This window comes from Enterovibrio baiacu, assembly GCF_004120195.1.
Classification (GTDB): domain Bacteria; phylum Pseudomonadota; class Gammaproteobacteria; order Enterobacterales; family Vibrionaceae; genus Enterovibrio; species Enterovibrio baiacui.
In genome coordinates, this window is record NZ_SCHN01000005.1 from 198,490 (window position 1) to 212,143 (window position 13,654).

General features: G+C 47.6%; 10 protein-coding genes. 5 read left to right on the forward strand and 5 right to left on the reverse strand.

Annotated features, from left to right (window positions below):
• Window positions 1-80: 80 nt before the first annotated feature.
• Window positions 81-623: a DinB family protein gene (locus EQP46_RS01230; RefSeq protein ID WP_129491907.1), complete on the forward strand. Its 543-nt coding sequence runs from the start codon at window positions 81-83 to the stop codon at window positions 621-623.
• Between the two features lie 114 nt (window positions 624-737).
• Here the strand turns inward: EQP46_RS01230 and katG are convergent, their stop codons facing one another.
• Together katG and EQP46_RS01240 are read right to left on the reverse strand one after the other, a co-directional pair.
• Window positions 738-2,912, reverse strand: coding sequence for a catalase/peroxidase HPI (gene katG / locus EQP46_RS01235; protein ID WP_129491908.1), 2,175 nt, complete (start codon window positions 2,910-2,912; stop codon window positions 738-740).
• A gap of 338 nt (window positions 2,913-3,250) precedes the next feature.
• Entirely contained in the window at window positions 3,251-5,593 is a 2,343-nt protein-coding gene (locus EQP46_RS01240; RefSeq protein ID WP_129491909.1) for a glycosyl hydrolase family 18 protein, read from the reverse strand.
• Window positions 5,594-6,456: 863 nt separating this feature from the next.
• Here EQP46_RS01240 and mtnN point away from each other — a divergent pair.
• Both mtnN and EQP46_RS01250 read left to right on the forward strand, forming a co-directional pair.
• Window positions 6,457-7,269, forward strand: a complete 813-nt coding sequence (mtnN, locus tag EQP46_RS01245) for a 5'-methylthioadenosine/S-adenosylhomocysteine nucleosidase (protein WP_129491910.1) — start codon at window positions 6,457-6,459, stop codon at window positions 7,267-7,269.
• 244 nt (window positions 7,270-7,513) lie between these two features.
• Window positions 7,514-7,984, forward strand: a complete 471-nt coding sequence (locus tag EQP46_RS01250) for a BamJ family beta-barrel-assembly machinery protein (RefSeq protein ID WP_129491911.1) — start codon at window positions 7,514-7,516, stop codon at window positions 7,982-7,984.
• Between the two features lie 102 nt (window positions 7,985-8,086).
• On the opposite strand, the gene EQP46_RS01255 is transcribed toward EQP46_RS01250, so the two are convergent.
• The 3 genes from EQP46_RS01255 to EQP46_RS01265 form a co-directional block, all read right to left on the reverse strand.
• Window positions 8,087-10,126 carry an EAL domain-containing protein gene (locus tag EQP46_RS01255; RefSeq protein WP_129491912.1) on the reverse strand — a complete coding sequence of 680 codons (2,040 nt, stop codon included), beginning with the start codon at window positions 10,124-10,126 and terminating at the stop codon, window positions 8,087-8,089.
• Window positions 10,127-10,280: 154 nt separating this feature from the next.
• Complete coding sequence (locus EQP46_RS01260; protein WP_129491913.1) at window positions 10,281-10,763, reverse strand: GNAT family N-acetyltransferase; 483 nt, start codon at window positions 10,761-10,763, stop codon at window positions 10,281-10,283.
• Between the two features lie 36 nt (window positions 10,764-10,799).
• Entirely contained in the window at window positions 10,800-11,132 is a 333-nt protein-coding gene (locus EQP46_RS01265) for a TraR/DksA family transcriptional regulator (protein ID WP_035015171.1), read from the reverse strand.
• Window positions 11,133-11,336: 204 nt separating this feature from the next.
• On the opposite strand from EQP46_RS01265, the gene EQP46_RS01270 reads away from it, so the two are divergent.
• Both EQP46_RS01270 and EQP46_RS01275 read left to right on the forward strand, forming a co-directional pair.
• Window positions 11,337-11,933 carry a dimethylsulfonioproprionate lyase family protein gene (locus EQP46_RS01270; RefSeq protein WP_129491914.1) on the forward strand — a complete coding sequence of 199 codons (597 nt, stop codon included), beginning with the start codon at window positions 11,337-11,339 and terminating at the stop codon, window positions 11,931-11,933.
• A 476-nt stretch (window positions 11,934-12,409) separates the two neighbouring features.
• On the forward strand, window positions 12,410-13,597 hold the full coding sequence (locus tag EQP46_RS01275) for a M24 family metallopeptidase (RefSeq protein ID WP_129491915.1): 1,188 nt from the start codon (window positions 12,410-12,412) through the stop codon (window positions 13,595-13,597).
• The last annotated feature ends 57 nt before the right edge of the window (window positions 13,598-13,654 follow it).

Here is a 13,654-nt window from a genome sequence, read left to right on the forward strand (position 1 = left end):
CCCCCTTTGAAATGTGGCCGTGAAGTCATTACCGTCGAGTATGTTCTCAAACAACTATCCCCAAACAACAACGGTAGCACATGGAATTGCAATCAAACTTCAGGATGATGGCGCGGTACAATCAGCGCATTAACCAACAACTATTGACAGTGTGTGGCACATTGACGCACGAGCAACTCACTGAAGATACTCACTCTTTCTTTCCGAGCATTCTCGATTACTGGAACCATATTTTGTTCGGGGATTTAATCATGCTGCAGCGACTCGCCGCATGTCATGTTGCCGGACTAAGTACATCAACACTCGAAGGCTTGCCAGTTTCCAAAGGCATTCACGATACCTTCGCCACCCACCTCGATACACTCGTTCCGCTTCGCCAACGCGTTGATCGCGTTATTCTGGAGATGGTAGAAAACCTAACGGATGACGTCACTTCTCAGCCATTTCATTACACCAATACCGAAAGCGTGACGTTAACCAAATTGGTCGGCGAATACTGCCAGCACTTGTTCAACCACCAAACGCACCATCGTGGACAGTTAACTTGCTTACTCAGCCTGCGTGGGTTGGATTATGGGTGCATGGATCTTCCTATCATCGTCCCAGAAGGCGGTGCGCTGTAATGTCCTTCCAAAGAAAATCATTGTGAAGAAAACGAAAAAAACCGCTGAATAAATCAGCGGCTTTTTGTATTGAGCTTGCCCTACTTCATGCAGGAAGCTGCTCACTATAAAGGGTTATTTTTTCAGATCGAAGCGATCCAGTTCCATCACTTTCACCCATGCCGCAACAAAGTCGCTCAAGAATTTGCCTTTAGCATCTTCTGTTGCGTATACCTCTGCAAGTGCACGAAGCTGCGAGTTGGAACCAAACACTAAATCAGCGCGTGTGCCTGTCCAGCGTAGTGCACCCGTTGCACGGTCACGCCCTTCAAACACATCGTCACCATCAACAGGTTTCCATTCCACGCCCATGTCCAACAAGTTAACGAAGAAATCGTTGGTGAGCGCCTCAGGGGTTTCAGTGAACACACCGTGACAATGGCCACCAGCATTGGTGTTAAGCACACGCAGACCACCAACCAACACGGTCAATTCTGGTGCAGTTAACGTCAGCAGTTGAGCGCGGTCGATAAGCAGTGCTTCTGCTGAAACGGTGTATTTTGCTTTCTGATAGTTACGGAAACCATCCGCTTCAGGCTCCAAGACAGAGAATGAATGGACATCTGTCTGATCTTGGCTCGCGTCAGTACGACCTGGTGTAAACGGGACAGAGATGTCTTGACCGGCTTGTTTTGCCGCTTTCTCAACACCAACGCCACCCGCAAGAACAATCACATCAGCCAGTGATACACCCTTGTTGCCAGATTGCGCGTTATTGAAATCACGTTGAACACCTTCAAGCTTGCTCAAGACATTGGCAAGTTGCGCTGGTTGGTTCACATCCCAATCTTTCTGAGGGGCCAATGCGATACGCGCACCATTTGCACCACCACGTTTGTCTGATCCACGGAAGGTAGAAGCAGATGCCCAAGCGGTTGACACCAATTCCGACACAGTCAGGCCTGTTGCATCGATGCTGGCTTTCAGCGTCGCTACGTCTGCATCATCAAGTGGGGCGTATTCATTTGCAGGGACAGGATCTTGCCAAATCAATACTTCGCTTGGGATGTCAGAGCCTAGGTAGCGTGAATGCGGCCCTAAATCACGGTGCGTCAGTTTAAACCAAGCGCGAGCAAAGGCATCCGCGAACGCTTCTGGGTTTTCGTGGAAGCGACGAGAAATCTTCTCATACGCTGGATCGAAGCGCAGTGAGAGGTCAGTCGTCAGCATGGTTGGAAGCTGGTACTTGCCCGCTTCAAATGCATCAGGAATGTCAGCCTTTGCATCTTTTGCTACCCACTGGTGTGCACCTGCAGGGCTCTTCGTCAGTTCCCACTCATAACCAAAGAGGTTATCGAAGAAGTAGTTTGTCCACTGCGTAGGCGCTTGTGTCCATGTCACTTCAAGGCCACTGGTGATCGCATCACCCGCTTTGCCTGAACCATGCGTGCTCGCCCAACCCAAACCTTGAAGTTCAATTGACGCTTCTTCTGGTGCCGCACCAACATGTGCCGCATCACCCGCGCCGTGGGTTTTACCGAAAGTGTGACCACCCGCAATCAGCGCAACGGTTTCTTCATCATCCATCGCCATACGCGCAAAGGTTTCTCGAATATCAACGGCTGCCGCCAGTGGATCTGGGTTACCGTTTGGCCCTTCAGGGTTAACGTAAATCAAACCCATTTGTACCGCTGCCAGTGGATTTTCTAGTTCACGATCGCCTTTATAGCGCTCGTCATCTAGCCAGGTTTTTTCAGTGCCCCAGTAAACATCTTCTTCTGGCGCCCAAATGTCTTCACGGCCACCTGCAAAACCAAAGGTTTTGAATCCCATCGATTCAAGTGCGACGTTTCCTGTGAGGATCAACAAGTCTGCCCAAGAGATTTTCTGACCGTATTTTTGCTTGATCGGCCAAAGCAAACGACGCGCTTTGTCCAGGTTGCCATTGTCTGGCCAACTGTTTACAGGCGCGAAACGTTGGTTACCAGTGCCCGCACCACCACGGCCGTCAGAAGTACGATACGTACCTGCACTGTGCCAAGACATGCGCACAAACAACGGACCATAATGACCGAAATCTGCAGGCCACCATTCTTGAGAATCTGTCATGAGATCATGAAGATCTTTCTTCACAGCCTCTAAATCTAGGCTCGCAAACGCTTCACGATAATTAAAATTCGTTCCCAGTGGATTCGACTCGGGAGTGTGTTGATGCAAAATATCGATACGAAGCTGATTTGGCCACCAATCACGGTTTGTAGTGCCGCCACCCGCTACCGGATGAAAAGGGCATTTGCTCACATCAGACATGGTTTACCTCCAAGGTTTTTATTATGTCGCATCTTGTCGACTGCTTTAGGTATAGCCCGTTAGAAAGAAGCAAGCCAATAGGTTATTCCTACATCTTTGATAGGTATTATCGATGCATTATCAAAAACCCACTAACTCAATTATTATCAATAAGTTAACGAAATCCAGACTGTCTCAATCCGGTGACACTGATATCATCAAATTGTAGGTGATTTGTTATTCCTATCCGTCTTATAAAACGAGGTTCCATAAGCAAGTTGCATGAAAAAAGCCCTGCAATACAGGGCTTCGATTCAAGATGTCAATTTAGTGAAAGTGTGTAGCGTTACAATCAACGCTTACATTAGCTGCCAAGGGCCATTTGCAGATCCTGGCGTGTCCCCTTTTGTCCACCATTTCGCTTTGTAGGTTTCACCTTGGAAGGTCACCTGATCGCCACCGTTGTAGACTTTGTCAGAGCGCCAATCTTTCAGTGAACCATCATCAAACTCTTCCCACACTGACGCTTTGCCCGGCTCTTCACCTTTGGTCCACCATTTCGCAGTGAACTCAACGCCGTTATGAATGACTTTGTCACCGGTGTTATAGACCTTGTTGGCATCCCACGTGCTGTCCGTTGGACCCGTGTCACCTTTCACGTTAACCGCAACAGTCGCTGAATCTGCGTCTGAACCATCAGTCACCGTCACGACAACCGAAATCACACTGTCCTTATCAGATGCTGGTGCTGTTACGGTCACGACCGCAGAGTTACCGTTTTGAGCAACCACACCTTCGCTTGCAGCAAAGGTCAATGCATCGCCTTCCGCGTCAGACGCTGAAACCGAAATATCGACAGACTCACCCGCGTTAACAGAAACAGATGCTGGAACAGTCAGAACCGGTGGCATGTTTTCTACAACGCCAGACCCTTTCACATTCACAGTCACGCTTGCAACGTCAGATTTCTTACCGTCAGTCACCGTGACAGTGATAGTGTCAGTCAGATCTGTTGCTGTGTTCGGTGCTTTGTAGGTAACGGTTGCCGTGCCATCACCATTATCAAGCACATCCGCGCCCGATGCTGAGAATGACAACGCATCGCCGTCTGCATCTTTCGCAGAAACCGCAAAGCTAATGACTTGACCAGAATCTGCTGCTTGTGCGCCAGGAACAGAGAGAACCGGCGCTGCGTTTGGCAATACGTTTGCACTGAACACATCATCAATTTGTTGTGCCAAAGGTGATTTTAAGTTGGTACATTCTTTCAACTTAGAACCGTGATTGATAAAAGTGCCTTCACACTGAATATCACCGTGTACTTGCCAAACAATGATGCCGCCGAGATCGTTGTTCACAACGTACTCCGCTTTCTTACGAATGGCTTCCTCATCGTCGTAGCTTAGGAAGTATTTACCCTTAACGGCATAAGGCACTTCAGCATTGGCATCCCAGAAATGTTCCCAGCCGTTTTGCTTGATGATGTAGTTGTAGTTTGGTTGGCCTTCGAACGCTTTCCAGTTATCTAAATCCACAGATGATTCGGTTGGGCCATCGACAGAGAAATTGACAGTGCGTTTGTCCGTTGGCGCGCCCAAATAAGCGGTTGTTTCTTTGGTTTGAACACCACGGCCGTAGAACGCAGCACCGAAGTTAATCTTGTTCGATGGAATACCACGTGCTTGCATCCAAACGCGCAAGTCATCCAAGGTTAATCCATCAAACTCTTCTTCTGGGTATGGGTAAAGTGGCGAGTTATGACCCGTGACGTTCGACCAGCCACCGTTAAGGTCGTAGGTCATCATGTTGAAGTAATCCATCGAGTTCGACAGACGATTCCAATCGTAACCTTCAAGCGCCGCTGGCACAGCTTTAAACGCTGCCGTCAGCAGTTTGTCATCACCAATACGTGCACGAATGTCTTCCATCAACTGTTCAAAGTTGGCGTAATCAACGTCAGTACCCGTGAAATTCATGCCGCCAGAACCCGGGAATTCCCAGTCAATATCGATACCATGGAAGCCCAACGCCATAAGACGATCAACGTCTTTCAGGAAGCGCTCTTTCATCACAGGGTTAGCCGCCATTTCGGGGAAGTGCTTTGACATACTCCAGCCACCAATGGACGCCATGACCTTCACGCCTTTTTGGTTCGCCAAATCAATCAAGCCCGGCGCGCCACCTTCTTTCTTCAGTGGAATAGGCATTTGGCCTGTCACGCCTGATGGCGTGTGCTTCCAACCGCGACCGTCTTTCACAAACCCTTGAGCTTGCACTTTGGCGAGTTGATCAGCCTGCCACGGTTCGTTTCCTGGGTATTCGTGAACATATTCCAGCTCACCCCATAGAATGTGGAAATCCCAGCTAGAGTAAACATCAGGGTGCAAAAGTGGGCCGGGTTCTTGAACCGATCCATCTTGATAGATGTTTTTGTTACGAAGGTCGCCACTGTGCATGGAGCCATCTTTCGCAACACCAAAGAAGCTAAAATTCAAAATGGAGTAGATATCCATATCTACGTTAAGGTGTGTGGCTTCGCCTTTTACGCTAAAGCCAGCATCCGTGCCTTTCCACGCTTCCCATTGCGTCAAATAACCGATAACGGCTTTGTCGTGTGTAGGCGCAGCATGCAGGGAGGCGCTCATTGCTAGCGCACTCGCAACACATGTTGCTACAGCGCAGACCTTAAGTTTCTTATTCATATTGTTTTTTTCTCCACGTCATGGATTTATGTTTTGTCTCACTTTTAATAATCTTTCATCACTTAATTCTTTACGCGAATAATAAATTCAAACTTTGGTATCAATGTTCGAAATGAAAACAGTCAGTTACATTTGTTTCCTAAAAACTTTGCATGAGTTCGATATCAATCGGGGGAGATTTGTTGGGGAAGTAGCAAGAGCAAAGAGGGGAAAATTCTTATATACATCAGTATGTTTGCCCCATAGTCACCGAAATTAAAAAGCGGAAAAAAACACGTAAACAGCTTGTTGCTGGTGATGTGTAAATGGCCGCCTCTAGTGGTTCACAGTTTTAAAGTAATGCGCTGAATACAGGTAAAATTGGTGTGAAGTAGGCAAGAATTCGTAGGTGGCAGGTAAAAAAAATCTCCGCCAGTGCGCTAACAAGACGGAGATAAGTCACAACGGAATCGCGTAAACTAAATAATAGTGAGTGTAAGTAGTGCTGCTTTAGCACAATGTAGATTTAGCAAACGGTATACCAACTCATGAATAAATTTTAAATTGTTATTTTTCATAGTGTTAAACCTTCTACTTTTTCTTTTCAACATCATCTTTGGTCTTGCTGCTATTTCTTAGCGCAACATATGCGCCATGTTGGGGCATTCCTGCCGCTCAGCTGAAGCACGTTAATGCGGCGATACAGATAAGTTCGAACTTACGCCTTAACCATTCACAGAAAACCACTACCCATCAAACATTTATGGGCGCTATAAATACACTGCGCTTTTTTCGAGTGATAACGCACAAAACCATTGACGCAATCGTTTGCCCCGCTAAAATCCGCGCACTCCAATTCTGTTGTTTGGTTAGGATTTCGTTACATGCTAAAGCAGCTTTCCATCGCCTCTTTGTTTTTTAGTGCCAGCGCACTTGCCGCTGTTGAGCCACCCATTCTCATTCAGGGTGCCATGGACATTGAAACCAAGGTATTGATTGACGCCTTGGACAACCCGAAAGAAGTCACGAAAGGTTCGTGGACATTTTGGGAAGGTGAAATAGCGGGTTATCCAGTCGTGGTCTCTCGGACGGAAATCGGCCTCGCTAACGCTGCAGCTGCTACCACCTTAGCCGTTGAGATGTACCAGCCGCTTGCCATCATCAACCAAGGTACTGCTGGCGGCCACGATCCTGCACTTTTCCGCGGTGACATTGTTGTGGGCGAAACGAGTTTTAACATGGGCGCATATAAGGTTGAGTACACGGAAAAGGATAAAGGCATTCACCCTGAAAAATGGCAACACTTCGATGTGGTGATGAGGCTACGTGAAAAAGGCGAACTCGTTAATCACGCCTACTTTGCCGCCGACCCTACCCTTCTCGAACACACGTTGGCTCAACGTGATCGCTATAAGCATGGCAACGTTGTCAAAGGCGTTATCGGTACAGCCGACGAATGGAACCGAGAACTCGATCGTATCAACTGGTTCCACAACACCTTGGGAACCTCCGTCGAGGAAATGGAAACCTCAGCCGCCGCTTTGGTCGCCGAAGCTTACAAGGTCCCTTTTATCAGCATTCGTATCTTGTCGAATACTGACCAACACCAACAAGATTTTGATCCTGCAACAGCGACAAACTGTCAGCACTTCGTGATTGATGTGGTCACTGCACTGATCAAAAAACAGCAGGAATAAACGATTTCTCCAAGAAAGTAAGTCAAAGGTGGTATTAACGGGATGCCACCTTTTTTCCTCTTACTCATCTGAATGTTTACATTCTCACGCGTCTACTCAGTTGTTCAACACCCATGAAGGTAAACCAACCTCTCATTGATCACATCTTGTTGCTGATTATCATTTCCATTATTTCTCTCGCTTCTGGATAATGATGTTTTCTTGCCAAGTCGGCACTTTTTTAAGGACAACAATAGGTTTGAAGATGTCTAACTACATTCTCGCTTTGGTCATTATTTTTATTCTCGGCTTCATCTATTTCAATAAACAAAAAGCCGCCAAACTGGCAGAAGAGAACATCGCTGCAGGCACCTTGTTCTTGCAAGAAAATGCGAAATTAGATGGCGTAAAAACCACCGCATCAGGCCTTCAGTACCTTGTATTGGAAGCAGGTACTGGTGAAGAGCACCCTACCGCAACCACGCGTGTCAAAGTGCATTATCACGGTACATTGATTGACGGCACTGTCTTTGATAGCTCAGTGCAGCGTGGAGAGCCGATTGAATTTGGTCTGAACCAAGTCATCAAGGGCTGGACGGAAGGTGTTCAATTGATGGTGAAAGGCGAGAAAACCCGCTTCTTCATCCCCGCTGAATTAGCCTATGGCAATTCATCTGCAGGTATCATTAAGCCAGGTTCAACCCTGATCTTTGAGGTTGAGCTGTTAGATTTCTAATCTCATGTCTCGCTCAGTAACAAACACAAGAAGGCCGCATTTCTGCGGCCTTCTTCTATTTTGAATTTACTGTCAGATAGCACCTAACGAATGCGCAGCGCTCTATGCTGCGGTTTCGGTGCTTTCTAAACGTTCGGCTCTTTCCTTCGCCCAATCAACAGCCTCTTCTAAAGGCAGCGGTTTAGAGAAGAAATACCCCTGGCAGATATCAATGCCGCAGCTTTTAACAAAGGCTGTTTCCTGCTCTGTTTCAACGCCTTCTGCCACCAAAGCACAACCGGTAACGTCGCTGATTTTCGCCAACAGTTGATACAGGTTTTGACCGCGTTCCTCTTTTGCGTCAATCAGCAACGAGCGATCCAGTTTCACCTTATCAAAATTGAATTTCAGCAAGTGTGCGAATGACGCATAACCCGAACCAAAATCATCGATCGCCACTTTCACACCCAGCGCTTGTAGTGCATCAATATTGCGCTTCACTTGGTTATGGTCTTCAAGAATAGCTTCTTCTGTGACCTCAATTTCAAGCGCGCTAGCAGGCAGTGCGTAGTGATCCAGACGCTCTGCAACGTACTCAACAAACCCTTTACGAGAGATGGTTTCTACGCACACGTTAATGCCAATTTTACACCCTGAAGTAATCGGCATTTTGTTCATATCAGCCATCACCAAATCAATCACCATGTGATCAAGTTGATTCATCGCGCCGAGTTCGTTGAAGTCTTGAATGAATACAGGTGGCAGCATGTTCCCTTTTTCGTCTTTGTAACGAACCAAAGATTCAAACGCCAAGTGATTTTCATTGTTCAAGTGCACTTGGGGTTGGTAGTACATCACGAATTCGCCTTTGCTCAGCATTTGGCTGACGCGACGGCTCACTTCGTGTTTGCTGATGTAGCTTCCCATTGAACGATGCACATCCCCCAAAAAGCTTTTCAGGGTTGTTTTTTCAAGCGCTTGCTGATGCAGCATGGCTTTGCTATCAATGACGCAACGACCTGCGTAGTGCAGGTAAAATGGTCGATATATCAAGATGCCAACGACCACAACCACGATCTGCAAGAACACGCCACTCAGGCTGTTTTGCGTCGCCACATAGCCACTGAAAAACGGCGGTGTCATCCAGTGCACAATGGCTTCAACGGGGTTAACAAGCCCTGACCACATCGCACCATACACAACCATGAAACTCACCAATGGCACCAGAACAAACGGCACAATCAAGGTTGGGTTAAAGATGACGGGCAAGCCAAACAACAAAAGCTCATTGATGTTAAACATCACCAAAGGCAATGCAGACAACGCCAACGTAATGTGACGACGATCTTTAGAAAACAACAAAACACACAGCAGCAAACTCAGTGAGTTACCGGAACCACCAATTTGCATAAACGCATCATAAAACCCCTGACCGAGGATATTGAGCGGCGCTTCACCAGCATGGAAAGCTGCAATGTTCGCCTGCGTGCTTTCATACAAGCTCTGCTTTACACCAAACAGGAAGTTATGACCGTTGATGCCAATTGCACCTAGCAGCCCCAGAATAAACTGGTACGCCAAACCACCCCCTATGGTGAGTGGGTTAAAGTCGATATCTGCGCGAACAACGTCCATCACTTCGAGAAATGACGTTGTTAACCCAGACAGCGCGACCGTGAGCAACAAGAAGCCAAAGAAGTGTGCAACTTGCTTATAAAGATCTTTCACGAAATCGATGCGAGACGGGTCCAGAGGATAAAGCCTGAACGACACACAACAAGACGCAGAAATGATAGCCGTAACTAACGCAACTAAGGGGTTATTCGGTAAGCCAGAGCCTACCGCGACGAGCCCATTGGTAAGCGACACTGACAGATACATCAGAAACGCATAGGGCACGACCACCATAGGGTTAATACTGTGTTTGCTCGACAGGTAGTACGTCGTAACAATACAAAGCACACTTGGGTAGATACCAATTAAGAGATCTGAGAAATAGAAAAACTTCTTCGCCAGCTCAGGGAAATCGGAAATATTTAAAGCGTGACCAACAAATATCGAGATCGCGTTACAAATGGTGAGGGGCAAAAGTAGAAGAAAGACGATCGATATGTCACGAATATAGGTGTCGTAGCAATAACGCAACGAAGGCGGTTTCCACATAGACTGAGAATGTTCACACGAAAGGTCAAAAAAGTTGGCGGATTATATATGCGACCTATATCACTAGCAATCAAAATAGACAGTGAAAATGAGGTTACTTTTCCAACAACTCTCCGAGCGATAACTCACTCTTTTTTCAGATAAACATTCATGTTCACACAAGGAGTCTGTGCATCACGAAGCAATCAACATAACCAAGGGTTGGATGGCGGTATGCTTTTGGGATCGTACCTATGATAGAAAACCCCAATTTCTCCCACAGTAAAACCGCAATGGCATTGGTAGAGACAACAGAATTAAATTGCATGGCTTCAAAGCCTAGCGCCACAGCGACCCTCAACGAATGCTCGCACAATTCACGCGCTACGCCCCGCCCCCTCGCATTTTCGCTGACCATATAACCACAATTACAAATGTGATCACTTGGCCCCATGGCGTTAGGTTTGATGTAGTAGGTCCCTAATATTTCCCCATCATTTTCGTATACAAACGATTTCGATGTCGACGTTACCCAAAATGCATAGGCCTCTTCTTGGGTCATGTCTGGGCATAACGCATAGGTTTCTTGGGATTGAATGATGCTTTCAAAGGTGGGCCAAAATGCGTCAAAGTCGCCTCTGTTCATTTCTCTGATCATTTGAGTCTCCTAGCATTCGGCATTTATGGGGGCTTCTTATTGCTCGTGGCTTGCTTGGCAAGACACACAAAACCGCACTTCCGGCTTAACCGCCAGTCGCGCCGACGCAATATCTTCACCGCATTCTTCGCAATAGCCGTATTCGTCTTCATCAATACGGCTTAGGGCTGCAATCACTTCCTTGAGTTGCAATGCTGCGGCTCGGTAATTCGATTTTGCGAGTTCTTGTTGCTGGATGGCATCAATCCGCGACACGCGCCCAATAGACTGCTGATCAAGTTCTACAGGGTCGGTTTGTGATTGAAGTAATACCAATTCATCCATCAAGGTCTGTCTCAGAATCGAAAGCGCTTCTTTATGGTTTGGCATTGTCATTCCTTTGCAATAGGCCATCTATCCAAACTAAGCCAAACAGTGGCACATGCAAATCGCCAACACAAAAGCGTGATCAACTTTAGCTTTGGAGCAATTAATCGAGAGCTTTATTAACGCACCCGTTATAAATCCTAGGCTAGCTGCGAATTCAGTTGATGCACCATTGGATGGTATTCGACACAAAAAAGGACAACAGGGATGGAAAACAACGCAGAACAGTTGTTGGGTTTAATTAAAGCGTGCCTCTCCGCCTTCGATGAAGAGAAGGTCGTGCATTTTCGCGAAGAGTTGCCCGAGACACACCACATTGCGCACCTACCCATCGAACCAAATTGGCTACCTGTTGCTGAGCAGGTTCAACGGGTAGGTGCAACTCACCCTGAAACCCGTGACATCGTTTCCTTCATTCAAACTCACGCAGACACCTTTGCATGGCGTCAGCCATACAAAACGGGGCAATTACCCGAGGCATTTTTGAGCGGTTCAGCGTGGTTCCCCATCGCAGATCGTCAAGGCCCTTTGGTGTTCGAGCAAGGTTTGGTAGAAATCATGCTGCTTGATCGGGGTGTCACATACCCACGTCATCATCACGAACCCGAAGAAATGTACCTTGTACTTGGTGGCGAGGTGTATTGGGAAGCAGAAGGCATGGAAGGTTCACCCTCTTGGAAACGCGCGGGTGATTGCATTTATCACCCCTCTCATCAGCCGCATCAATTACAAGCAGGAACAGACCCCGTTTTGATACTGAGCCTTTGGCGAGGTGGTGGCTTTGAAATGCCGGCACTCGAGTAGTCTTGACCACCGCTGCTCCACTGACGAAGAGACCCACAACGCCTAACGTCTCACTTTAGAGACTGACTTTATAAAAATTTCTCGCCTGACTTTGTATACAACACCTGATCTTCTGGCCTTTCCCGCCCTGTTTCTTTCAATTTTGATGACAGAGGGACTTCACTTTTTATTGTACAAATTTCAACCACTGGTGTAAGTCTAAATTACGTGCTTCAAAAACGCGCTCATGCGTAGCGCGGGTTTTCCAGCATATCTTTGAATCAGAAAGAGTAGAAACTGGAGAGACGTTACCAAAAATAATTCGCTTCCTTCCCATCCCTTGATGATGAAGTGAAGCAAAGCTGAGAGGCAAAACAGTCATCTTGCTCATTTGGGTGAAATATCGACCCCGAATTTCACCACAAGCTGATGACTGGCGATGACTCTGTACACGTCAACGTTCGTCCGACAGGGCGGTATTTTGAGGAGAAAGGGGCATGAGTGACGTTGTGCTTAATTTTACGCTTGAAGAGTTCGGCGTCCGGCTGGCGAAAGTTCGTGCAGCCATGGAAACTCACGAAATAGATACCCTTATCGTCCACGATCCTTCCAATATGGCGTGGCTGACCGGTTATGACGGCTGGTCTTTTTACGTTCCACAATGCGTGATTGTCGGCGCGCAAGGCGAACCCATTTGGTTTGGGCGGGCGATGGATGCCAAAGGCGCGCAACGCACGGTCTACATGCATCGTGACAACGTCACATTTTATCCTGACGTTTACGTCATGAATCCCCAATGTCACCCCATGGAATACTTGTCTAACCATATTCTGAACGAACACCTTTGGGATCGCGGGAGAATTGGTATCGAGAAAGACAATTACTATTTCAGTGCCACCGCATTCGAGTCGCTAAAAGACAATCTCCCCTTTGCGTCGTTCGTTGATGCGACATCTCTCGTTAATTGGTGTCGTGCTGAAAAGTCAGACCAAGAACTCACCTACATGCGCATAGCCGCGCGCATTGTCGAAAACATGCATCGCGTCGCCTACGAGCTTATCGAGCCCGGCTTGCCGAAGCACATATTAGTCGCAGAAATAAACAAACAAGCGGTGCTGGGCCATGAACACCACTTTGGCGACTATGCCGCCATCGTCCCCCTTCTGCCATCTGGCGTTGATGCCTCAGCCCCTCACCTCACTTGGGACGATAAACCTTTTGTGAAAGGCGAAGGCACGTTCATTGAAATCGCCGGCGCGCACCGACGCTATCACTGCCCACTCTCTCGAACCATTTACTTGGGTGAGCCCGGAGACATCTTCAAGCGCGCCAACGATGCGCTCAACGAAGGGCTGGAAGCCGGGTTGGCGATAGCTCGCCCAGGAAATACCTGTGGTGACATCGCCGCAGCGCTTAATGCCACCATGCATAAATACGGTTTTGACCGAGAAGGCACTCGCTGTGGATACCCAATAGGCTTGAGTTACCCACCCGATTGGGGCGAGCGCACCATGAGTCTTCGTGATTCCGATCAAACCATCTTAAAAGAAGGCATGACGTTCCACTTTATGCCAGGGCTTTGGATGGATGATTGGGGCATGGAAACCACAGAAAGCATTGTGATTACCAAATATGGCGCTGAAACCTTGTGTAATTTCCCACGCCAACTATTCGTTAAGCATTGAAGCGCGTAAAAATTGTCGTGCGAGATGCGAGATGCGAGATGCGAGACTAGAAACTAG